At 69.7% G+C, this 22,000-nt stretch carries 17 protein-coding genes; 5 read left to right on the top strand and 12 right to left on the bottom strand.

What is annotated here, in order from left to right:
* Positions 1-40: 40 nt before the first annotated feature.
* Positions 41-1,513 carry a xylulokinase gene (gene xylB, locus ACN4JJ_RS02475; protein ID WP_440708319.1) on the top strand — a complete coding sequence of 491 codons (1,473 nt, stop codon included), beginning with the start codon at positions 41-43 and terminating at the stop codon, positions 1,511-1,513.
* Positions 1,514-1,614: 101 nt separating this feature from the next.
* Here xylB and ACN4JJ_RS02470 read toward each other — a convergent pair whose 3' ends face one another.
* The 6 genes from ACN4JJ_RS02470 to ACN4JJ_RS02445 form a co-directional block, all read right to left on the bottom strand.
* Positions 1,615-2,646: an acyltransferase family protein gene (locus tag ACN4JJ_RS02470; RefSeq protein WP_440708318.1), complete on the bottom strand. Its 1,032-nt coding sequence runs from the start codon at positions 2,644-2,646 to the stop codon at positions 1,615-1,617.
* A 4-nt stretch (positions 2,647-2,650) separates the two neighbouring features.
* Entirely contained in the window at positions 2,651-3,637 is a 987-nt protein-coding gene (gene nrdF / locus ACN4JJ_RS02465; protein WP_440708317.1) for a class 1b ribonucleoside-diphosphate reductase subunit beta, read from the bottom strand.
* 39 nt (positions 3,638-3,676) lie between these two features.
* Positions 3,677-5,824 (bottom strand): class 1b ribonucleoside-diphosphate reductase subunit alpha, encoded by a 2,148-nt coding sequence (nrdE, locus tag ACN4JJ_RS02460; RefSeq protein WP_440708316.1) that lies wholly within the window; start codon positions 5,822-5,824, stop codon positions 3,677-3,679.
* Positions 5,809-6,213 (bottom strand): class Ib ribonucleoside-diphosphate reductase assembly flavoprotein NrdI, encoded by a 405-nt coding sequence (gene nrdI, locus ACN4JJ_RS02455; protein ID WP_440708315.1) that lies wholly within the window; start codon positions 6,211-6,213, stop codon positions 5,809-5,811. Before nrdI ends, nrdE begins: the two co-directional genes overlap by 16 nt.
* A gap of 4 nt (positions 6,214-6,217) precedes the next feature.
* Positions 6,218-6,457 carry a glutaredoxin-like protein NrdH gene (gene nrdH, locus ACN4JJ_RS02450; RefSeq protein ID WP_171705925.1) on the bottom strand — a complete coding sequence of 80 codons (240 nt, stop codon included), beginning with the start codon at positions 6,455-6,457 and terminating at the stop codon, positions 6,218-6,220.
* Between the two features lie 333 nt (positions 6,458-6,790).
* Positions 6,791-7,291: a MarR family winged helix-turn-helix transcriptional regulator gene (locus tag ACN4JJ_RS02445; protein ID WP_440708314.1), complete on the bottom strand. Its 501-nt coding sequence runs from the start codon at positions 7,289-7,291 to the stop codon at positions 6,791-6,793.
* Between the two features lie 19 nt (positions 7,292-7,310).
* Between ACN4JJ_RS02445 and ACN4JJ_RS02440 the strand changes: the two genes are divergently transcribed.
* Complete coding sequence (locus tag ACN4JJ_RS02440) at positions 7,311-8,273, top strand: DMT family transporter (protein WP_440708313.1); 963 nt, start codon at positions 7,311-7,313, stop codon at positions 8,271-8,273.
* 81 nt (positions 8,274-8,354) lie between these two features.
* Here ACN4JJ_RS02440 and ACN4JJ_RS02435 read toward each other — a convergent pair whose 3' ends face one another.
* Positions 8,355-9,887, bottom strand: a complete 1,533-nt coding sequence (locus tag ACN4JJ_RS02435; protein WP_440708312.1) for a PucR family transcriptional regulator — start codon at positions 9,885-9,887, stop codon at positions 8,355-8,357.
* Between the two features lie 160 nt (positions 9,888-10,047).
* Between ACN4JJ_RS02435 and gabT the strand changes: the two genes are divergently transcribed.
* Both gabT and ACN4JJ_RS02425 read left to right on the top strand, forming a co-directional pair.
* On the top strand, positions 10,048-11,418 hold the full coding sequence (gene gabT / locus ACN4JJ_RS02430) for a 4-aminobutyrate--2-oxoglutarate transaminase (RefSeq protein WP_440708311.1): 1,371 nt from the start codon (positions 10,048-10,050) through the stop codon (positions 11,416-11,418).
* An 89-nt stretch (positions 11,419-11,507) separates the two neighbouring features.
* On the top strand, positions 11,508-13,289 hold the full coding sequence (locus ACN4JJ_RS02425; RefSeq protein ID WP_440708310.1) for a M1 family metallopeptidase: 1,782 nt from the start codon (positions 11,508-11,510) through the stop codon (positions 13,287-13,289).
* A gap of 1 nt (position 13,290) precedes the next feature.
* Here the strand turns inward: ACN4JJ_RS02425 and ACN4JJ_RS02420 are convergent, their stop codons facing one another.
* From ACN4JJ_RS02420 to ACN4JJ_RS02405, 4 genes are all read right to left on the bottom strand, one after another.
* Positions 13,291-14,451, bottom strand: coding sequence for a cystathionine gamma-synthase (locus ACN4JJ_RS02420; protein WP_440708309.1), 1,161 nt, complete (start codon positions 14,449-14,451; stop codon positions 13,291-13,293).
* Positions 14,452-14,499: 48 nt separating this feature from the next.
* Positions 14,500-15,867 (bottom strand): cystathionine beta-synthase, encoded by a 1,368-nt coding sequence (locus tag ACN4JJ_RS02415; RefSeq protein WP_440708308.1) that lies wholly within the window; start codon positions 15,865-15,867, stop codon positions 14,500-14,502.
* A gap of 157 nt (positions 15,868-16,024) precedes the next feature.
* Positions 16,025-17,470, bottom strand: a complete 1,446-nt coding sequence (locus ACN4JJ_RS02410) for a mechanosensitive ion channel domain-containing protein (protein ID WP_440708307.1) — start codon at positions 17,468-17,470, stop codon at positions 16,025-16,027.
* A gap of 14 nt (positions 17,471-17,484) precedes the next feature.
* Positions 17,485-19,623 (bottom strand): adenylate/guanylate cyclase domain-containing protein, encoded by a 2,139-nt coding sequence (locus tag ACN4JJ_RS02405; protein WP_440708306.1) that lies wholly within the window; start codon positions 19,621-19,623, stop codon positions 17,485-17,487.
* A gap of 131 nt (positions 19,624-19,754) precedes the next feature.
* Here ACN4JJ_RS02405 and mgrA point away from each other — a divergent pair, with 131 nt between their 5' ends.
* The gene (gene mgrA, locus ACN4JJ_RS02400; protein WP_440708305.1) at positions 19,755-20,795 is read left to right on the top strand and encodes an L-glyceraldehyde 3-phosphate reductase; all 1,041 of its coding nucleotides are present in this window, start codon (positions 19,755-19,757) and stop codon (positions 20,793-20,795) included.
* Here mgrA and ACN4JJ_RS02395 read toward each other — a convergent pair.
* Positions 20,776-21,993 (bottom strand): MFS transporter, encoded by a 1,218-nt coding sequence (locus ACN4JJ_RS02395; RefSeq protein ID WP_440708304.1) that lies wholly within the window; start codon positions 21,991-21,993, stop codon positions 20,776-20,778. The genes mgrA and ACN4JJ_RS02395 overlap by 20 nt on opposite strands.
* Positions 21,994-22,000 lie beyond the last annotated feature (7 nt).

The raw sequence follows: 22,000 nt of genomic DNA, 5'->3' as shown, positions 1-22,000 counted from the left end.
TGAATCGCTCCCACAGCATCCGCATCACCAGGAGACACCAATGACGCTCGTCGCCGGCATCGACTCATCCACCCAGAGCTGCAAGGTCGTCATCCGCGACCTCGCCACCGGAGCCCTCGTGCGGCAGGGGCGCGCCTCGCACCCCGCCGGCACCGAGGTCGACCCCGAGGCCTGGTGGGACGCGCTGCTCACCGCCATCGCCGACGCCGGCGGCCTCGACGACGTGGCGGCCCTCGCAGTGGCCGGCCAGCAGCACGGCATGGTCGTGCTCGACGAGCACGGTGCCGTCATCCGCCCCGCCCTGCTCTGGAACGACACCCGCTCGGCACCGGCCGCCCGCGCGCTGATCGAGGAGTTCGGCGCCGAGGGCATGGCCGAGCGCACCGGATCCGTTCCGGTCGCCTCGTTCACCGCCACCAAGCTGCGCTGGCTGCGCGACGCCGAGCCGGAGGCCGCGGCGCGCGTGGCGGCGGTCGCCCTCCCCCACGACTGGCTGACCTGGCGTCTGCGCGGCTTCGGGCCGGCCTCGGTCTCCCCGCTCGGCCCGGTGCTCGACGAGCTGGTCACCGATCGCTCGGACGCCAGCGGCACCTCCTACTGGAACCCGCTGCTCGGCGAGTACGACCGCGAGCTGCTGGTCGCGACCCTCGGCCACGACGCCGTGCTGCCCCGGGTGCTCGGGCCGGCCGAGGCCGCCGGGCGCACGGTGGCGTTCTCGGCGACGCCCTCCGGGGCCGCGGGTGGCTCGTCCTCCGCCGCCCCCGTCGGCATCCCCGAGGGCATCGTGATCGCGGCCGGCGCGGGCGACAACGCCGGCGCCGCGCTGGGTCTCGGCGCCACCGAGGGCGACGTCGTGGTGTCGATCGGCACCAGCGGCACCGTCTTCGCAGTCACCGGCGAGCCGTCGGCGGATGCCACGGGCACCGTCGCCGGGTTCGCCGACGCCTCGGGCGCCTTCCTCCCCCTGGTCGCCACGCTCAACGCCGCCCGCATCCTCGACAGCACCGCCGCGCTGCTCGGCGTCGACCACGCCACGCTCGGCGAGCTCGCCCTGGCCGCTCCGGCCGGAGCCGGCGGCCTCGTGCTGCAGCCCTACTTCGAGGGCGAGCGCACCCCCAACCTGCCGGATGCCACGGCCACCCTGTTCGGCATGACCCTCGCGTCCACCACCCGCGAAGGCCTCGCCCGTGCGGCGATCGAGGGGCTGCTGTGCGGCCTGGCCGACGGCCTCGACGCCGTGCGCCGGGTGGGCGTGGTGCCCGAGCGGCTGCTGCTGATCGGCGGCGCGGCACTCAACCCCGCCGTGCAGGCGATCGCCGCCCAGGTGTTCGACGTGCCCGTCACGGTTCCGCAGCCCGGCGAGTACGTCGCCGACGGCGCGGCCACGCAGGCCGGCTGGGCCCTCAGCGGCGAACGCCCGGCCTGGCCGATCTCGCTCGCGGCCGAGCCCACGCCCGACCACCGCCCCGTCATCCGCGAGCAGTACGCCGCCCGCGCCGTCCCGCAGCTCTAGATCCCCGAACACCCCTCATCGACCCGTCACTCAGTCCCGCTTTCCGGGCGTCAAAGCGGGACTGAGTGACGGGTCGACGAGGGGGTGGGGCTGACCTGCGGTCAGCGTCGCGCGAGGGGACTCGGGCGGGGCGACGGGAGCGCGAACAGGAAGCCCAGGCCCAGGCGGTTTGCCAGGGCCTCCACACCCACGCAGAGTGCCAGCGTGACCGCCAGCAGCACCCAGGGGTAGGCGGCGACCAGCCAGGGGCGGTCCCGGATGCCTTCGGCTAGTTCCGGATGCTGCACGAACACGTCGTTCGCGGCGATGAACACGAAGGGGTGCACCAGGAAGATCGCGAGCGTGTGCCGGCCGAGGTAGCGCAGCGGCGACGCCATCCGGTGCCCGCCCACCCGCACGGCGAGCTGGATGCCGAACACCACGCCCGCGACGCCGGCCAGCAGGTAGATGCCGAAGTCGATCGACGTCAGTACGTAGAGCAGGGTGAGCGCCGTGTAGCTCAGGGCGGCGGCGAGCAGTGGCCCGATCCTCGAGTGGGCGACGACCCAGTCGACCAGCTCGGGTGCCCGGGCCGCCAGCACGTAGAACACGAAGCAGCGCAGCAGGCTCTCGCCGAGGCCCTCGAACCACGTGGTGCCGACCACCGAGAGCAGCACACCGACGCCGACGACGACGGATGCCGGCACCCGGCGCGTCAGACGGGTCACCACGTAGAACAGCACGAGGGCGTAGAGGTACCAGAGCACCGTCTGCGGCCAGACGAGGTTGCCGCCGAGGAACGGGAGCGGGTCGACGGGGCCACCCGAGCCCCACCGCTCGCGACCGAGGTCGACCAGCAGGTTGAGCACCAGCCAGATCACGAAGAGGTAGCCCGGTGTCCACACCCGCGCCCGCGCGTCCGCCACCCAGGGCCGCCGCACCGCCCGGGTGGCGAGGTACCCCGACACCAGGAAGAACAGCGGCATCCGCAACGGGGCGGAGAAGTCGACGACGGCGGTGACCGCCTCCGACCCCTCGGACCCGTAGAAGAAGTAGATGTAGTGCAGCAGGAACAGGTGCAGAAGCACCACGAGCACGATGCTCACCCCGCGGGCGAAGTCCGGCCAGGCGAGCCGCCCGCTCGCCGCGCGCACGCCCCTAGAAGTCCCAGTCCTCGTCTTCGGTGACCACGGCCTTGCCGATCACGTAGGAGGAGCCCGAGCCCGAGAAGAAGTCGTGGTTCTCGTCGGCGTTCGGCGACAGGGCCGAGAGGATGGCCGGGTTCACGTCGGTGACCTGCTTCGGGAACATCGGCTCGTAGCCGAGGTTCATCAGCGCCTTGTTCGCGTTGTAGTGCAGGAACTTCTTGACGTCTTCGGTGAGGCCCACCTCGTCGTACAGGTCTTGCGTGTACTGCACCTCGTTCTCGTAGAGGTCGTACAGCAGCGAGAAGGCGTAGTCCTTGATCTCGTCGCGCTTGGCCTGGTCGACGAGCTCCAGCCCGCGCTGGAACTTGTAGCCGATGTAGTACCCGTGCACGGCCTCGTCTTTGATGATGAGGCGGATGAGGTCGGCCGTGTTCGTGAGCTTCGCGTGCGACGACCAGTACATCGGCAGGTAGAAGCCGCTGTAGAAGAGGAAGCTCTCGAGCAGCGTCGAGGCGACCTTCCGCTTCAGCGGGTCGTCGCCGTGGTAGTAGTCGAGAACGATCGAGGCCTTCTTCTGCAGGTTCGGGTTCTCGGTCGACCAGCGGAACGCCTCGTCGATGTCTTTCGTGTTCGACAGCGTCGAGAAGATCGACGAGTACGACTTGGCGTGCACCGACTCCATGAACGCGATGTTCGTGTAGACGGCCTCCTCGTGCGGGGTCAGCGCATCCGGGATCAGCGACACCGCGCCCACCGTGCCCTGGATGGTGTCGAGCAGGGTGAGCCCCGTGAACACGCGCATGGTGAGCTGCTGCTCGGCCGGCGTGAGCGTGTTCCACGACTGCACGTCGTTCGACAGTGGCACCTTCTCGGGCAGCCAGAAGTTGTTCACCAGCCGGTTCCACACCTCGACGTCTTTCTCGTCCTGGATGCGGTTCCAGTTGATCGCCTGCACTTTGTTGAGCAGCTTGAGCGGCTCGGAGGGAGGAGGGGTCATGGTCTTTTCCGGTTCAGAATTCAGTCGGCGAGGGGATGATCAGAGCATGCAGGAGACGCAGCCATCGATCTCCGTGCCCTCGAGGGCCAGCTGGCGGAGACGGATGTAGTAGATGGTCTTGATGCCCTTGCGCCAGGCGTAGATCTGGGCCTTGTTGATGTCGCGCGTGGTGGCGGTGTCCTTGAAGAACAGCGTCAGCGAGAGGCCCTGGTCGACGTGCTGCGTGGCCGCGGCGTAGGTGTCGATGATCTTCTCGGCACCGATCTCGTAGGCGTCGTCGTAGTACTCGAGGTTGTCGTTCGTGAGGAACGGCGCCGGGTAGTAGACGCGCCCGATCTTGCCCTCCTTGCGGATCTCGATCTTCGAGGCGACCGGGTGGATCGACGAGGTGGAGTTGTTGATGTACGAGATCGACCCGGTGGGCGGCACGGCCTGCAGGTTCTGGTTGTAGATGCCGTGGGCCTGGATGGAGGCCTTGAGCTCGAGCCAGTCGGCCTGCGTGGGGATGTGGATGTTCGAGGTCTCGAACAGCTCGGCGACGCGGGCCGTGGCCGGCACCCACTCGGCATCCGTGTACTTGTCGAAGAACTCGCCCGAGGCGTAGGTACTGTCGTCGAAGCCGTCGAACTTCTCGCTGCGCTCGATGGCGATCGCGTTCGAGGCACGCAGGGCGTGGAAGAGCACGGTGTAGAAGTAGATGTTCGTGAAGTCGACACCCTCCTCCGAGCCGTAGTACACGCGCTCGCGGGCCAGGTAGCCGTGCAGGTTCATCTGGCCGAGGCCGATGGCGTGCGACTTGTCGTTGCCGTCTTCGATCGAGCGCACCGAGGTGATGTGCGACTGATTCGACACCGAGGTGAGGCCGCGGATGGCGGTCTCGACGGTGCGGCCGAAGTCGGGCGAGTCCATGGTGAGCGCGATGTTCAGCGAGCCCAGGTTGCACGAGATGTCCTTGCCGATGGCGTCGTAGGACAGGTCTTCGTTGTAGGTCGTGGGCGTGTTGACCTGGAGGATCTCCGAGCACAGGTTCGACATGTTGATGCGGCCCTTGATGGGGTTCGCCTTGTTCACGGTGTCTTCGTACATGATGTACGGGTAGCCGGACTCGAACTGGATCTCGGCGAGCGTCTGGAAGAACTCGCGGGCCTTGATCTTGGTCTTGCGGATGCGCGGGTCGTCGACCATCTCGCGGTACTTCTCGGTGACCGAGATGTCGCCGAAAGGCAGGCCGTAGACCTTCTCGACGTCGTACGGCGAGAACAGGTACATGTCTTCGTCGTTCTTGGCCAGCTCGAAGGTGATGTCGGGCACGACCACGCCGAGCGACAGCGTCTTGATGCGGATCTTCTCGTCGGCGTTCTCGCGCTTGGTGTCGAGGAACTTCATGATGTCGGGGTGGTGCGCCGACAGGTACACCGCACCCGCACCCTGACGGGCGCCGAGCTGGTTGGCGTAGCTGAAGCTGTCTTCGAGCAGCTTCATCACGGGGATGATGCCCGAGGACTGGTTCTCGATCTGCTTGATCGGGGCACCGGCCTCGCGGATGTTCGACAGCAGAAGCGCCACGCCGCCGCCGCGCTTGGACAGCTGCAGGGCCGAGTTGATGCCGCGGGCGATCGACTCCATGTTGTCTTCGATGCGCAGCAGGAAGCAGGAGACGAGCTCGCCGCGCTGCGCCTTGCCGGTGTTGAGGAAGGTGGGGGTGGCCGGCTGGAAGCGGCCGCCGATGATCTCTTCGACCAGGTTGATCGCGAGCTGCTCGTCGCCCTGGGCGAGGCCGAGCGCGGTCATCACCACGCGGTCTTCGAAGCGCTCGAGGTAGCGCTTGCCGTCGAAGGTCTTGAGCGTGTAGCTGGTGTAGTACTTGAACGCGCCGAGGAAGGTCTCGAAGCGGAACTTCTTCGAGTAGGCGAGGTCGTTGAGCTTCTGGATGAACTCGAACGAGTACGACTCGATCAGCTCGCGCTCGTAGTACTCCTTCTCGATCAGGTAGTCCAGGCGCTCGCGCAGGTTGTGGAAGAAGACCGTGTTCTGGTTGACGTGCTGCAGGAAGTACTGCTTGGCCGCCTCTTTGTCTTTGTCGAACTGGATGCGTCCGTCGGCGTCGTAGAGGTTCAGCATCGCGTTGAGCGAGTGGTAATCCAGCGCCGGCGCCGCGGTGGGGGCGTCGATCAGAGTTGCTTCCACAGTCTGTCCAATCCAATCTGGACGGCCTCGCGGTCATCCGGGGTTCCGAATACTTCGAATCGATAGAGCAGCGGGGTTCCTGTTTTGCGCGCGACGATGTCGCCCGCAAGGCAGTAGGCCTCGCCGAAATTGGTGTTGCCGGCGGCGATGACGCCGCGGATGAGCGATCGGTTCTGCTCGTCGTTGAGGAAGTGGATCACTTGCTTGGGAACCGCTCCGCCGAGGCCGCCCCCGCCGTAGGTGGGGAGGACCAGGACGAACGGCTTGGTCGCCTTCAGCTTCTCGTCGCGAGCGTAGATCGGGATGCGCGAGGCAGGGCGACCGAGCGACTCGACGAAGCGGTGGGTGTTGCCGGAGACGCTCGAGAAGTAGACGAGGTCGTCGGACAACGCTCTAGGCCGAGGCGCGGCTGGCCAGCTCGGCGATCTTGTCGGGTCGGAAGCCCGACCAGTGATCGCCTTCGGAGGTCATCACCACGGGAGCCTGGAGGTAGCCCAGCTCCTTGACGGTTTCGAGGGCCTTCTCGTCGACCGAGAGGTCGAAGATCTCGAACTCGAGACCCTTGTTCTCGAGGGCGCGGTAGGTAGCGGTGCACTGAACGCAGGAGGGCTTCGTGTAGACCGTGATTGCCATAGGAAAAGCACCTTTCTCGAGTGAGGAAGAACGATGGAATTAGGACGTTGCCAGGCCTGTGTCCACCGTTTTCGTGGGCGCTCGGTGCCGGGACTTCAATACTACATATAGTTGGTCGCGATATCGAGCACCCCTAGATGAAGTGTTACACCCGTGTAATTATCCACAGCCTCTCCACACCTGTGCACATCTTTTCGCCCTGTTCATCCACAGGCAGATCGGCGAAAAACCGCTCTTCTGGCTTGCGCTGTGGAGAGTGGGGCCCGATGGGTCTGAGGATAACTTCGGCCACCGACATCCGGCGCTCCGGGCGTGTCGCGCACGGGTGCGGCACTACCCGTCGAGAGCGAGCAGCCAGCGTCGCAGCACGGGCCCCAGCGCGGACCGATCCTCGTCGCCCAGGAGCGCCGCGAGTCGGTGCTCGTTGGCCATGTGCTCCTCGAACGCCGCGTCGATCACGTGCCGCCCCCGCTCCGTCAGCGCGACCACCCGCCGACGCCCGTCACCGACGGCCGGACCGCGCGCCACGAGCCCCGCCTCGGCGAGCCGGTCGAGGCGCTTGGTCATCGCGCCGGTGGTGACCATGGTGTGGGCGGCGAGTTCGCCCGGCGCCCGTTCGTAGGGCGCGCCGGCCCTGCGCAGCGTGGCCAGCACGTCGAACTCCCCCTCACTCAGGCCGTGTCGCGCATAGACCGGCACGAGTTCGCCGGTGAGGGCCGCGGCCACCCGGTGCAGCCGGCCGATCAGCCCCTGGGGCGACACGTCGAGGTCGGGCCGCTCGCGCCGCCATTCGGACTGGATCAGGTCGACACGGTCGTCGCGGATATCTTCCATGGAAGCTATAGTAGCTTCCATGGAAGCAAAATGGCGATGGATCCTGATCACGGCGATCGCGCCCGTCGCCTGGGGCTCCAACTATTACGTGACGCGCCAGTTCCTGCCCGTCGACAGCCCGCTCTGGGGTGCCGCGATCCGCGCCCTGCCCGCGGGGCTGCTGCTGCTCGCCGTCGCCCGGCAGCGACCCCGCGGATCGTGGTGGTGGCGCTCGGCCGTGCTCGGCATCCTGAACGTCGGCGCCTTCTTCGTGCTCATCTATCTGGCCTCGCAACTGCTGCCCACGAGTGTCGCCTCCACGATCATGGCGAGCTCGGCCGCCGTGCTGATGCTTCTGGCCTGGCCCCTGCTCGGCGAGCGGCCGGGCCTGTTCTCGCTGCTCGGGGCCGCCATCGGCTTCACCGGGGTGTGCGTGATGCTGCTGGGTGGCGGATCGGCCGGCCCGGGCGGCGGCATCGATCCGCGGGGCGTGGCGGTCTCGCTCGGGGCGATGGGGCTCTCCTCGGTGGGGTTCATCCTCACCAAGCGGTGGTCGCGCACCGCCGACGGCGCCGCGCCCGTGAGCACACTCGCCCTCACGTCGTGGCAGCTGATCGCGGGCGGTCTGCTCCTGCTCCCGATCGCCGCGGTGAGCGAGGGGCCACCCCCGCAGCTCGACCTCCCGGCCGTGCTGGCCTTCGCCTACGTCTCGCTCGTCGCCACGGCCCTGGCCTTCGTGGCCTGGTTCACGGGACTGCGCCACCTGCCCGCGGGCGCCGTGGGACTCGTCGGGCTGCTCAACCCCGTGACGGGGGTGCTGCTCGGCACCCTGCTGGCCGGCGAGGCGTTCGGGCCGCTTCAGGCAGCCGGCACCGCGCTCGTGCTGGGCGGTGTGCTGCTCGGCCAGCGCCGCAGCCGGCGGCCCCCGCCGGTCGCACCAGCCGGTGCACCCGCACCCTGCCCGGCGCCTGCGCCCTTGGGCAGCGTGACGAAGCGAGGGTAGCCGGCGAGCGGCCGCGGTTCGCGGTCAGCCCGGTCTCGGTCTCGCCGTCGTGGCGCTCGAGCTGCTCGCCCACGGCTGACGCTAACCGACCTCCACCGCGGCGAGCAGCACCCAGAGCTCGGCGCGGCCCTGGAACGTGTCCAGCGGCAGGCCGAGCTCGGTCGAGAGCTCGCCGATCCGGGCCTTCAGGCTGTGCCGGTGCATGCCCAGCTCCCGGGCCGCGGGCTCCCACGATCCGTTGTGCCGCAGCCACACCGAGGCCTCGACCAGCCGGCGCCGGCCCCGTTCTCCCGACAGGTGCCGCTGCAGCCGCGCGTGGGCGATGTCGGAGACCTGCGAGGAGGCCAGCAGGCCGAACACGTTCTCGCTCACCAGCCGCGAGAAGCTCAGCAGCTGCCCGGCCGGCGCGCTGTCGAGGGAGCGCCCGGCCTGGCTGATGGCGGTGTCCAGCTGCGACCAGGTGGCCGGATCCGACTCCCCCGCACGCACCTCGGCCCCCGCGAGCAGCGCCCGCGCGGCCGGCAGCGAGACGGCGTCGGCCAGCAGGAAGAGGCGCTGCTCGTCGGCGGCGGCGAACAGCCGCTGCGGAGGCCGGGCGGCCAGCCGTTCGACGGCGTCGCGGATGCCGGGCCCCAGCTCGGCGAGGGTCAGCGCGATCACCGAGAACGGCTCCCGCGGCAGTCGCATCGGCATCGAGCGCAGTCCCTTGCGCACCGAGTCGATGCGCCCGTCGCGCAGCAGCTGGAAGAACTGCTCGGCGATCGCGCGCAGCCCCATCCGGCGGTCTTCGGCATGCTCGAACGACAGCTCGGTGAGTGCCGTGAGAACGGTGAGCACCGACTCCTCGGCCACCCCGAACGCCGACGGCCGGATCACGGCCACCGCGCCGCGGAGGCGACCGGTGCCGCCCACGGTCTGCACGATCCAGTGCCGGCCGGTGGCCTCGTCGACGCCGCCGTCCCGAGCACGGTTGCCCCGGCCGAGCAGCTCCGAGGCGCGCCGGCGCACACCGGGCGGCTCCGCGCCGCTCTCGCCGGGCGGATCGGCGGCTTCCACCAGCCCGCCGTCGGCGTCGACCACCCGCACCGCGCATCCCAGCACGGCCGCCGCGCGCTCGACCGCCGCCGAGAGCCCGCCACTGGTCGAGGCGGCGCGGGAGACGGCCTCCTGCGAGACCAGGGTCCACTCCAGCTGCTGCCGGGCCTCCGCGGCGAGCCGGTCGGCGATCTGGCGGCTCACCGCGATGAACGGGGTGGCGTAGGGCACCTCCAGAAGAGGCATCCCGGCAGCGTCGCAGGCGTCGACGAGCTCGGGCGGCGTCACCCGCAGCACCTCGGTGCCGAAGCCCAGCGCCACCACCCCGGCCCGTTGCAGCCGCCCCACGTAGTCGTGGTACTCGTCCGCGACGTGGTATTCGGAGAACTGCCGGCCCGTCGTCAGCAGCAGCTGGCCCGGTTCGAGGAAGGGGCTGGGGTCGTCGAGGTCGGAGGCGTGCGACCAGAGCAGCTCGGGATCGGCGGCCGCCTCCCCGGGCGCCGGCGTCGACACCTGAGCCGTGAGCCGCACCAGGTTCAGCGCGGGCGTCGCGAGCAGCTCGCTCAGTGTGACCGGCATCCGTTCTCCTCCTGTTCGGCCCCCAGCTTCCCCACGATCCTTCGCCTGATCGTGATGCCATTCCGGCAGCCGCACCTGAGCATAACGCCGATCCGGCAATGGGCCTCCGGATGCCCCGGCCCTACCGTGAGAGCACCTGACCGTGCCTCTGGAGACCGCCATGACATCCGCCCCCGCCCCGCTCGCCCCCGACACCACCGCCCGCATCACCGGCGGCCCGGAGCTCCCCCAGCACCGCGAGCTCGTGACCGCCATCCCCGGCCCGAAGTCGCAGGCCATGCACGCACGGAAGACCGCGGCCGTGGCCGACGGTGTCGGCGTGATGCTGCCGGTCTACGTCGAGGCGGCGGGCGGGGGCGTCGTGCGCGACATTGACGGCAACACCCTGATCGACCTCGGATCGGGCATCGCGGTGACCGGTGTCGGCAACTCCGCCCCCGCGGTGGTCGAGGCCGTGCAGCGCCAGGTCGAGGCCTTCACGCACACCAGCTTCACCATCACCGGCTACGAGGGCTACGTAGCCGTGGCCGAGAAGCTCAACGAGCTCACCCCGGGCGATTTCGACAAACGCTCGGCCCTGTTCAACTCCGGTGCCGAAGCCGTCGAGAACGCGATCAAGATCGCCCGGCACTTCACCGGCAAGCAGGCCGTGGTCGCCTTCGACCACGCCTACCACGGCCGCACCAACCTCACGATGGCGCTCACCGCCAAGGCGATGCCGTACAAGAGCGGCTTCGGCCCGTTCGCCCCCGAGGTGTACCGCGCTCCCCTCTCCTACCCCTTCCGCGACGGCGGCCTCTCCGGCGCCGAGGCGGCCGCCCGCGCCATCGACCAGATCGAGAAGCAGATCGGCACAGCCAACCTCGCCGCGCTGATCGTCGAGCCCATCCAGGGCGAGGGCGGCTTCATCGTGCCGGCCGAAGGCTTCCTCAAGGCGCTGCTGGACTGGGCCCGCGCCAACGACGTGGTGTTCATCGCCGACGAGGTGCAGACCGGCTTCGCGCGCACCGGCGACTTCTTCGCCAGCGAGCACGAGGGCATCGACCCCGACCTCATCGTCACGGCCAAGGGCATCGCCGGCGGCCTCCCGCTCTCGGCGGTCACCGGCCGCGCCGAGATCATGAACTCGGCGCACTCCGGCGGCCTCGGCGGCACCTACACCGGCAACCCGATCGCCTGCGCCGCGGCCCTCGCCACCATCGACAGCTACATCGACGGCGAACTGTTGGCCCGCGCCCGCGAGATCGGAACCCTGCTGCGCGGCAAGCTCAACGCCCTGCGCACGGTCGACCCGCGCATCGGCGACGTGCGCGGACGCGGTGCGATGATCGCGATCGAGCTGGTCGACCCGGCGACGGGTGCTCCGGATGCGGCGCTCACCGCTCGGGTGGCGAAGGCCGCGCACGCCGAAGGCGTCATCCTGCTCACCTGCGGCACCTACGGCAACGTGATCCGCTTCCTCCCTCCGCTCACCATCAGCGACGAACTGCTCGAAGACGGCCTCTCGGTACTCCGCTCCGTTCTCGCCTGACCCGTGTCCACTCGCTCCCCGGCACCGGGGCGAGTGGACACGGATGCCCCGGCTCGGATAGGTTCCTCGCACGACAGGATGGGGAATCCGTGACGAACTGCGTGCTCGCCGCAACTGGTTTCGATTCGTGGCCGCTGATGCTGGCCCTGGCGCTGGGGGCGGTGGGGGCCGGCACGGCCTGGCTGCTCGTTCGGCGCGGGCGCCGCAAGGCCGCCACGTTCGCGGCCGCACCGCTGCTGGTGCTGGCGCTGCTGGCATCCGGAATCGGCGCTCCCCCGGCGAGCTTCGCCAACGCCGCGGACTGCCCTGCGGGCACGCCCGCACCCGGCCCGACCGCCGCTCCCACCCCGGCGCCCACCGCCCCGGCACCCGCCGAGTTCACCGCGGGCGCTGCCGGCATCGGTGACCCCTATTACCCGCTCGACGGCAACGGCGGCTACGACGTCGACGACTACTTCATCGACGTCTCCTACGATCCCGCAACCCACGCCATCCGCGGCGGCACCATCGTCACCGCCACGGCCGGCCAGAACCTCTCGAGCTTCAACCTCGACTTCGACACCCGCGGCGTCGACGGCACCGATTCGATCGTCATCGATCGCGTCACGATTGACGGCGCCGACGCCGGCTGGAGCCTCGCCAGCACGCCGATCAGCATCGTGACCGGCCAGCCGCAGCAGGCCGGATCCCCCGACGGCGAGGCCACCCCGCCGCGCACCGAGCTGACCGTGGTGCCCGCGGCCGGCATCCCCGCCGGGACCACCTTCGGGGTGCGCGTCGACTACGCCGGCGTGCCCATCACGATCGACGACGCCTTCGGCCCCGCCGGCGTGTTCCAGTCGCCCGACGGCGCCGTGATCGTCGGGCAGCCCCGCGTGGCCGCCACCTGGTTCCCGGCCAACGACCATCCCTCCGACAAGGCCACCTTCCGCACCCGCGTCGAGGTGCCGACGGGCCTGCAGGTGATCGGCAACGGGCGCCTGAACGACGAAGAGGACAACGGCGACGGCACCACCACCTGGGACTGGGTGATGGACGAGCCGATGGCCACCTACCTGGCCACTGCCACGATCGGCGACTACCGGATCGACACCGAGACGGATGCCACGACCGGCATCACCTACTACGACGCGATCGACCCCGAACTGTTCGCCCGCGAGGCCGACGGCGGAGGCACGACCGTGGGCGACGTGGCGAGCGCCATCTTCGGCACGGAGCCCGAGGTCATCAGGTTCCTCTCGGGCTCCTTCGGCGACTACCCGTTCCGCGAGGCCGGTGGCATCGCCATCGGCGAGATCGCCCCCGGCGACGACCTGCCGTACGCGCTCGAGAACCAGACCCGGCCGATCTACCCGGCCTGGGCCTTCCCGGCGGATGCGGATGCCTCGGTGGTCGTGCACGAACTCGCGCACCAGTGGTACGGCGACAGTCTCTCGATGAGCCGCTGGTCGGACATCTGGCTGAACGAGGGCTTCGCCACCTACGCCGAGTGGCTCTGGGCCGAGCACACCGGCGGGCCCACGCCGCAGCAGCAGTTCGACGCGTACTACGCCAACACCGACTGGGACGGCGACGGTGAGCCCGACGCCGACGGCGGGGCGTCGTTCTGGTCGACCCAGGTGGCCGATCCGGGATCCGCCGGCATCTTCGACTCCCCCGTCTACACCCGCGGAGCGATGACCCTGCAGGCCCTGCGCACGGCCGTCGGCGACGACGCGTTCTTCGCCATCATCAAGGGCTGGGCCCAAGAGCACGCCGGCACCGCGGTGTCGACCGAGCAGTTCATCGCCTACGCCGAGCAGGTCTCCGGCCAAGACCTCGACGCACTGTTCACGGCCTGGCTCTACACCCCGACGAAGCCGGCTCTCTGAGCTACTTGCGGGGGAGGGCGCGGTCGAGGTCGGCGAGGAGGTCGTCTAGGGCCTCGATGCCGACCGAGAGGCGGATGACGTTCTCGGGGACCTCGAGAGGGGTGCCCTTGACCGAGGCGTGGGTCATCTCCGAGGGGTAGCCGATGAGGGACTCGACGCCGCCGAGCGACTCGGCGAGCTGGAAGAGCTTCGTCGACTCGGCGAACTTGCGGGCCGCCTTCGGGCCGCCCTTGAGGGCGAGCGAGATCATGCCGCCGAACGAGCGCATCTGGCGCTTGGCGAGCTCGTGGCCGGGGTGCGTGGGCAGGCCGGGGTAGTACACGGCGTCGAGGGCCGGATGCCCCACCAGGTGCTCGGCGATGGCCTGAGCGTTCGAGGAGTGACGATCCATCCGCACGGCGAGGGTCTTGATGCCCCGCGAGGTGAGCCAGGCATCCATCGGCCCGGGGACGCCGCCGCCCGCGAACTGCAGGAAGCGCACCTTCTCCTCGAGCGCGTCGTCGTTCAGCACCACCGCGCCGCCGAGCACATCCGAATGCCCACCGAGGTACTTGGTGGTGGAGTGCACCACGATGTCGGCGCCCAGCGCCAGCGGCTGCTGCAGGTAGGGGGAGGCGAAGGTGTTGTCGACCACCACGAGCGCGCCGGCCGCGTGGCCGATCTCGGCCAGCTCCGCCACGTCGCTGATCTTCATCAGCGGGTTGGAGGGCGTCTCCAGCCAGAGCAGCTTGGTGCGGCCGCCGGCCACGGCCTTGCTGACGGCGGAGAGATCCGACATCTCGACGACGACGTTCTCGACACCCCACTTGCCGTGGATCCGCTCGATCAGGCGATGCGTGCCCCCGTAGACGTCGTTGCCCAGCACGATCCGGTCGCCGGGCTCGAGCAGCGCGCGCAGCAGCGCATCCTCGGCCGCGAGGCCCGAGGCGAACGAGAGGCCGTGCTTCGCGCCCTCGAGCGCGGCGAGCTGCGTCTCGAGCGCCGTCCGGGTGGGGTTGCCGCCACGGGTGTACTCGTAGCCGTTGCGGAAGCCGCCGATTCCGTCTTGAACGAAGGTGGAGGTGAAGTAGACGGGCGGGATGATCGCGCCGGTCGTGGGGTCGAAGTCCTGACCCGCATGGATGGCGCGGGTCTCGAAATGATCGCTGTTCTGGGAAGCCATGAGTCTGTTCTTTCGGGATGGAGCGGAGAGGCCGAGGGCGGAGCCCGGTCAGGCCTCGCTGAGGAAGGTGAGCAGGTCTTGCCGGGTGATCACGGCGACGGGCTTGCCGTCGTCGCTCACCAGCAGCGCGGCCGCCTGGGTGAGCGCCTGGCGCGCCGCGGAGACGGGCTCGTTGATGCCGATCAGCGGCAGCGCGGGCGCCAGGAAGTCGCCCACCTTGTCGGTCATCTGCGCCCGGCCGCCGAACACCTGGTCGAGCAGGGTCTGCTCGTCGAGCGAGCCGACCACCTCGCCCATCACGACGGGCGGCTCGGCCGAGAGCACCGGCAGCTGCGAGACGCCGTACGTGGTCATGATCTCGATCGCGTCGTGCACGGTGTCGCTCGGATGCCCGTGCACGAGGGCCGGCAGGCCGCCGGTCTTGCGGTCGATCAGGTCGCGCACCGTGGAGCCCTCGCTCTCGGCGGCGAAGCCGTAGGAGCGCATCCACTTCTCGTTGAAGATCTTGCCGAGGTACCCGCGGCCGCCGTCGGGCAGCAGAACGACGACCACGGCGGATGCCGGCAGGTCGCGTGCGGCCTTGAGCGCGACGGACACCGCGAGGCCGCTGGATCCGCCCACGAGCAGTCCCTCCTCACGGGCGAGCCGCCGGGTCATCTCGAACGACTCCGCATCCGTCGACGCGATGATCTCGTCGACCACGGTGGGGTCGTAGGCCGTGGGCCAGAAGTCTTCGCCCACACCCTCGACCAGGTAGGGGCGCCCCGTGCCACCGGAGTAGACCGAGCCCTCGGGGTCGGCGCCGATGATCTGCACGCGCCCGTCGGAGACCTCCTTGAGGTACTTGCCGGTGCCGCTGATGGTGCCGCCGGTGCCCACGCCGGCCACGAAGTGCGTGATCTCGCCCTCGGTGTCGCGCCAGATCTCGGGACCGGTGGTCTGGTAGTGGCTGAGCGGCCCGTTCGGATTCGAGTACTGGTTGGGCTTGAACGCGCCCGGGATCTCGCGGGTGAGCCGATCCGACACCGAGTAGTAGGAGTCTGGATCGTCGGGCGCGACGGCCGTGGGCGTCACCACGATCTCGGCGCCGTAGGCCGTGAGCACGTTGCGCTTGTCCTCACCCACCTTGTCGGGCAGCACGAACACGCAGCGGTACCCGCGCTGCTGGGCCACCAGGGCGAGGCCGACGCCGGTGTTGCCCGAGGTGGGCTCGACAATCGTGCCGCCGGGCTTCAACAGGCCCTCGCGCTCGGCCGCATCGATGATGTTGGTGGCGATGCGGTCTTTCGAGGAGCCGCCGGGGTTGAGGTACTCGATCTTGGCGAGAACCGTGGCCTGGATGCCCTTCGTCACGCTGGTGAGCTTGACGAGCGGGGTGTTACCGACGAGGTCGATGACGCTTTCTGCGTACTTCATGCGGGTGTCCTTGACTGGGCCTCGCGACCGCTTCGTGCACGAAGAGCACGGCGCGCGCAGCGAGAGCGGCGGCTGGGGCGGTGACGAATCGGGTCTGTGAAGGGAGGTTCGTCGCTCAGCGACGACAACAGAGAAGATTCACGAACACCCGCTCAGTCTAGTCCAGACTTGCTGTGCCGTCGCCGATCACGACGACTCCGGCGGCGCTGCGGGCGGCCGCCACGGCGTCATCGGAGATCTGCTGCCGGTTGTCGAGCTGCTCGCCGATGCGGCGGGCCAGCGGCGGATTGATCCGCACCGCGGCGTCGACCGCGGAACGCGGCACCCGCAGCGTCAGCACCGGGCCGGCGGCCACAGCGAAATACGACGTGGGCTGCCGGGTGAGCGAGGTGAGGCCGATCGACTCGCCCGGCTCGAGCTCGCCGAACTGCAGACGGCTCCGCTCGAACGGCGTGGAGAGCAGCAGCCGGCCCTCGATCACGATCCGCAGCGCGTCGGGCACCACACCCGGCACCTGCAGGGTCTCCCCCGCTCCCCACTGCTCGAGGCGGCAGGTCGCGGCGATGGTGTCGAGGTAGTCCTCACCGAGGCTGAACGAGGGGCCCACCAGCGCGAGCGCCTCCCGCACCCGATCCGGCGTGTTCACCGGATCGGTGGCGTCGCCGTCGAGCGCGAGGTCGTGCCGCCGGGCGGCGTACCAGAGCCAGCCGAGGAACAGCGCCGTGGCCTCGCCCTCCACGGCGGGGCTGACGACCGGGAGACTGACGGTGTAGCCCGCGTTTCCCGAGTAGCTGACGCCCGGCTTGCCGGCCGGGTCGAGCATCGGCAGCCCCGCCGCCACCGTCGCGAGCATCGCCGACACCTCGTGCGGCGCGTCGTCGGTGGTGAACTTCACCGCCACGGTGGCCACGTAGGCACCGGCCGGCTGACTGAGGTTCGTGAACGAGGCACCCGCCAGCGTGGCGTTCGGCATGATCTGGATGCCGTTGCCGGTGTCGATGTGCACCGCCCGCCAGTTGACCTCCACCACGCGCCCGCGCCCGGCCGGGGTGTCGAGGAAGTCGCCGAGCTTGAACGGCTGCTCGAACAGCAGCAGCAGGCCCGAGATGACCGAGCCGACCGCGTTCTGCAGCGCGAGGCCGATCACGATCGAGGTCACGCCCAGCGCGGCGACGAGCCCGCCGACATCCGCTCCCCACACCCAGGAGAACAGGATGGCGAGCCCCACGAGGATGAGCGCGAGCCGGGCCAGGTCGATGAAGATCGAGGGCAGCCGCTTCTGCCAGCTGCCCTCGGTGGCATTGGTGAACAGGGCGACGTTGAACGCCGAGAGCAGCAGCAGGATGAGCAGGAAGCCGAGAACCGTGCCCACCACCCGCACCCAGGTGACGTCGAACTGCTGGTCGGAGGCGAGCGTCATCAGCAGGAACAGCGCGAGCACCGGCACCACGAGGTTGCGCAGCAGGCGCACGGGCTTCGCGGCCGCGCTGCCGCGCCGCACCAGCGCGCCGTAGACCTCGGTGAGCACCACCAGCACGACCGGCAGGCCGATGGCCAGCCCCACCGCCCACGGGAACCACGGCTCTTTCCAGATCTCGAACATCGTCTACCCCCGCCTCAGGAGACTTGCCAGACGGCCTGCGGCGCGCCCTTGATCTCCAGCGATCCCACCTCGACCAGCCCCGTCGTGTCCGGCAACCGGTCGCGCACCCGCTGGGTGAGGAAGATGCCGGGCTTGCCGGCCAGCTCCTGCACCCGGTTGGCGATGCTGACGGCGTCGCCCCACATGTCGTAGGCGATGCTCGCCTTGCCGACGATGCCGCTGGTGACCGTGCCGCTGTCGATCCCGGCGCGGATCGAGACCTGCGCGTCGTACTGGGCGTTGAAGCGCTCGACGATCCGCACCATCTCCACCGCGAAGTCCACCGTGCGCCGCGAGCTGTCCACCCGGGGCACGATCAGTCCGCAACTGGCGAGGTAGCCGGTGCGCAGGGTGCGCACCTTCTCCACCCCGGCGGTGGCGGCCGCGTCGTCGAACTGCCGCATCAGCTCGTTCAGGATGCCCAGCTCCTTGTCGGTGCTGAGCGAGGCCGCGAAGTCGTCGAAGCCGATCAGGTCGGCGTAGATGACCGCCACGTCCTGATGGCTCTCGGCGATCGTCTCCTCGCCCTCCTGGTAGCGGCGGGCCACCTTCTCCGGCATCACGCTGAGCAGCAGGCGATCCGTCTCGGCCTTCTGCTGGTCGATCAGCTGCTGTTTCACCTGCAGCGAGCGGCTCATGTCGTTGAAGGCCGTGGAGAGATCGCCGAACTCGTCCCGGGTCTTGGAGGTGACCTCCACGCCGAGGTCGCCGCCCGCGACCTGCCGCACGGCGCCCACGAGGGTGCGCACGGGCCGGGCGAACACCTGGGCCAGCAGCAGCGAGAGCAGTGAGACCGCCACGATGATGGCCAGGATGGCCAGCGCGATGTTGCGGGTGAACTCGTCGACGGGCGCGAACGCCTCGGCGGTGGTGATGCTCGAGACGATCACCCACTGCACCCCGCCCACGTCGACCGGTGCGTAGGCGGCGAGCGTGTCGCGGCCCAAGTAGCTCCTGGCCAGCACCGTGCCGGTCTCGCCGGCCAGGGCTCGGTTCACGGGAACCGTGTCGACCCTCTGGATCTCGACCGTCCCGCCCACGTCGACCATCCGCTGGGCGTCCGCCGGCGACGTGCCTCCGGTGATCGTGAGCTTCTGGAACTCCTCCGGGTCGTCCAGCAGCAGCCGCGACACCGAGCGCATCGTCTTGTCGGGCCCCACGAGGTAGGACTCGCCGGTCCGGCCGAGCCCGTCGTTCGCCCAGTCCTGATCGCCGGTCATCACGTCGTTGATCGCCGAGAGCGGCAGCTGCACCGCGAGCACGCCGTTCACCACGCCGCCCTCGCCGATCGGCGACACGCCCCAGGCCGCGGGGACACCGAGCGAGGGCTGGTACCGCTCGAAGTCGGTGATCTCGCTGTAGTCGATCACGTTCGAGTTGAGGGCCGCGCTGTAGGCGGTGCTCAGGATGCTGCCCTTGTAGGGCCCCGTCAGCACGTTCGTGCCGAGATCCACCCCCTTGTAGACCGAGTAGACGACGTTGCCCTCGGTGTCGAGGATGAGGGCGTCCTCATAGCGGTAGCTGGTCACCATCTCGCGGAAGTAGGGGTTGTACTTCGCGTTCACCGCCGACCAGGCGCTGCCGTCGCCGGCGTCGTCCACGAGCGAGGCGGCGTCGAAGTCGGTCGGCGGCACCGTGTACGTCGCCTGCAGGTAGGTCTGCGCGCTGGTGGTGGGCTCGAACACCTCCGGAGCGGACTCCTCACCGGTGCGTGCCTCGAGCTGGGGGATGAAGGTGTCGGCGTAGTAGGCGTCGACCGCCGCGGCCTGGGCGGGATCGACCGGCTGCGTGTCCAGCTCGGCGAACGCCGCCGCGAACTCGGTGGCGGCCTGGTTGCCGGTGGCGCCGCTGGAGTCCAGCCTCAGCCCGCCCCGGATGTTGTCGAACAGCGTCTGGATCGCGTCGGCCTTGCTCTCGCGCACGTTGGTGAGCTGATCGTAGGCGGCGTCGCGCAGGCTGTCCCGGCCGTTCACGTAGCCCACCCAGCCCACCACGAGGGTGGAGCCGATGCTCACCGAGAGCAGCATGATCAAAAGCTTCGACTGGATGCCCAGCCCCCGGCGCCTGCCGGAGACGGGCTTCACCGCTTTGACGGAAAATCGGTCTTTCGCCATGGGCCCCCGCACCTTTCGTGGTCACGCCCGACCCGTGACTCACGGGGCAACTCTAGTCACATCCGTCACGCGGGCTCTACGGGTGGACACCGCACCGCGCGCCGGCCGTGTGCGAGGGGCAGACTCTACTCATGACGTACCTCGCCGATCCCACCCGTTACGATTCCTTCCCCTACCGCCGCGCCGGCCGCAGCGGCCTCAAGCTGCCCGCCGTCTCGCTCGGCCTCTGGCAGAACTTCGGCGGCGACAAGCCCCTCGACACGCAGCGCGCCATCCTGCAGCGCGCCTTCGACCGCGGCGTCACCCACTTCGACCTGGCCAACAACTACGGGCCGCCCTACGGCAGCGCCGAGTCGAACTTCGGGCGCATCCTGGCCGAGGACTTCGCCGGCTACCGCGACGAGCTCGTGATCAGCACCAAGGCCGGCTACGACATGTGGCCCGGCCCCTACGGCGACCACGGCTCGCGCAAGTACCTGCTCGCCTCGCTCGACCAGAGCCTGGAGCGGATGGGCCTGGACTACGTCGACATCTTCTACTCGCACCGCGTCGACCCCGACACCCCGCTGGAGGAGACGATGGGCGCGCTGCACACCGCCGTGCAGTCGGGCCGAGCACTCTACGCCGGCATCTCCAGCTACTCGCCCGAGCTGACCCGCCGGGCGGCCGGGATCCTGGCCGACCTGGGTACACCCCTGCTCATCCAGCAGCCCTCCTACTCGATGTTCAATCGGTGGATCGAAGACGGTTTGCTCGACACCCTCGGCGAGCTGGGCGTCGGATGCATCGCGTTCTCGCCGCTCGCCCAGGGCCTGCTCACCGACCGCTACCTCGACGGAGTGCCCGCCGACTCGCGGGCGGCGCGGGCGGGATCGCTGTCGACGCGGATGCTGAGCGACGAGACGCTGGACCGCGTGCGCGGCCTCAACGACATCGCCGCGTCGCGCGGGCAGTCCCTCGCCCAGCTCGCGCTCTCCTGGGCGCTGCGCGACGAGCGGATGACCTCGGTGCTGATCGGCGCCTCCTCGGTGCAGCAGCTGGACGACAACCTCGATGCGGTGCAGAACCTCGCGTTCAGCGCCGAGGAGCTGAGCCGCATCGACGAGCTCGCCGGCGACCGCGACATCAACCTCTGGGCGCCCTCGAGCGCGGTCACCTCGACGGCGTCGTGACCGGTGCCGGGCGGGTGCCGAGCAGCAGCACCGCGAGCAGGCCGGCGGCGAGCACGAGGGCGATGATGATCGCCGCCACGGCGTTCCAGCCGGCGGCGGCGAGCGCCACTCCCCCGAACCAGCCGAACAGGCTCGAGCCGGCGTAGTAGGCGAGGTTGTAGAGCGAGGCGGCCTGGGCCTTCCCCACGGTCGCCTCGCGGCCCGTCCAGCCGGATGCCACGGCGTGCGCCGCGAAGAACCCCGCCGTCGCGATCAGCAGGCCCGCGAACACCACCACGATCTGGTCGATCATGGTCAGCGCCGCACCGGCCGCCATCACGAGCCCCGCTCCCACCAGCACCCGCTGGGAGCCCCAGCGCGCGGCGAGTGCGCCGGCCCGCGAGGCCGAGACGGTGCCGCCGAGGTAGGCGAAGAAGATCAGGCTGACCACCAGCTGCGGCAGGTCGAACGGCTCGCCGATCAGCCGGAAGCCGAGATAGTTGTAGAGCGCCACGAACGCGCCCATCAGCAGAAAGCCCTGCGCATAGAGCGCCAGCAGCCGTGGCGAGCGCAGGTTCGCGGCGAGGCGGTGCGCCAGGCCCGCCGTGCCGCTGCCGGGCACGTGCCGCACGAAGCCGCGGGGCCGCGGCACCAGCAGCATGAACGCCACGGTGGAGAGCGCACAGAGCACGGCGACGGTCAGGATGCCCACCCGCCACGACACCGCTTCGCCGATCGGACCGGCGACCACCCGGCCCAGCAGTCCGCCCACCGAGGTGCCGGCCACGTAGATGCCCGCGGCGCGCCCGGAGTCGGTGCGGTGGATCTCCTCGTGCAGGAACGCGATGGCCGCCGCCGGAACCCCGGCGAGGAACACGCCCTCCAGGAAGCGGCCCGTGAGCAGCAGCGGGATGCTCGGCGCCAGCGGCATCAGGATGCCGAGCAGGGAGGCCCCCGCCAGCGAGAGGGTCATCGCCCGCACCCGGCCGACCCGGTCGGCGAGAACCGACCACGGGATGACCCCGGCGGCGAGCCCGATGGTCGCGACCGAGAGGGTCAGAGCCGCGGTGGCCGGCGCGATCCGCAGTTCGGCCGAGATCTCGGGCAGCAGTGCCTGCGGCGAGTAGAGCTGCGCGAACGTCGAGACGCCCGCGAAGAACAGTCCCGCGAGTACCCGCCGGTATGCACGACTCCCACGCTGATGCCCGTCCCACTCCACCTCGCGA

The organism is Herbiconiux dendrobii (assembly GCF_052048175.1).
Lineage (GTDB): Bacteria > Actinomycetota > Actinomycetes > Actinomycetales > Microbacteriaceae > Herbiconiux.
This window is presented reverse-complemented; position numbering and strand designations above follow the sequence as displayed.

Bases quoted from the DNA above. Each gene is read 5' to 3' on its own strand.
- xylB (WP_440708319.1), top strand. From the start codon at position 41: ATGACGCTCGTCGCCGGCATCGACTCATCCACCCAGAGCTGCAAGGTC.
- nrdF (WP_440708317.1), bottom strand. From the start codon at position 3,637: ATGACCCCTCCTCCCTCCGAGCCGCTCAAGCTGCTCAACAAAGTGCAG.
- nrdH (WP_171705925.1), bottom strand. From the start codon at position 6,457: ATGGCAATCACGGTCTACACGAAGCCCTCCTGCGTTCAGTGCACCGCT.
- ACN4JJ_RS02445 (WP_440708314.1), bottom strand. From the start codon at position 7,291: ATGGAAGATATCCGCGACGACCGTGTCGACCTGATCCAGTCCGAATGG.
- ACN4JJ_RS02440 (WP_440708313.1), top strand. From the start codon at position 7,311: ATGGAAGCAAAATGGCGATGGATCCTGATCACGGCGATCGCGCCCGTC.
- ACN4JJ_RS02435 (WP_440708312.1), bottom strand. From the start codon at position 9,887: ATGCCGGTCACACTGAGCGAGCTGCTCGCGACGCCCGCGCTGAACCTG.
- gabT (WP_440708311.1), top strand. From the start codon at position 10,048: ATGACATCCGCCCCCGCCCCGCTCGCCCCCGACACCACCGCCCGCATC.
- ACN4JJ_RS02420 (WP_440708309.1), bottom strand. From the start codon at position 14,451: ATGGCTTCCCAGAACAGCGATCATTTCGAGACCCGCGCCATCCATGCG.
- ACN4JJ_RS02415 (WP_440708308.1), bottom strand. From the start codon at position 15,867: ATGAAGTACGCAGAAAGCGTCATCGACCTCGTCGGTAACACCCCGCTC.
- ACN4JJ_RS02410 (WP_440708307.1), bottom strand. From the start codon at position 17,470: ATGTTCGAGATCTGGAAAGAGCCGTGGTTCCCGTGGGCGGTGGGGCTG.
- ACN4JJ_RS02405 (WP_440708306.1), bottom strand. From the start codon at position 19,623: ATGGCGAAAGACCGATTTTCCGTCAAAGCGGTGAAGCCCGTCTCCGGC.
- mgrA (WP_440708305.1), top strand. From the start codon at position 19,755: ATGACGTACCTCGCCGATCCCACCCGTTACGATTCCTTCCCCTACCGC.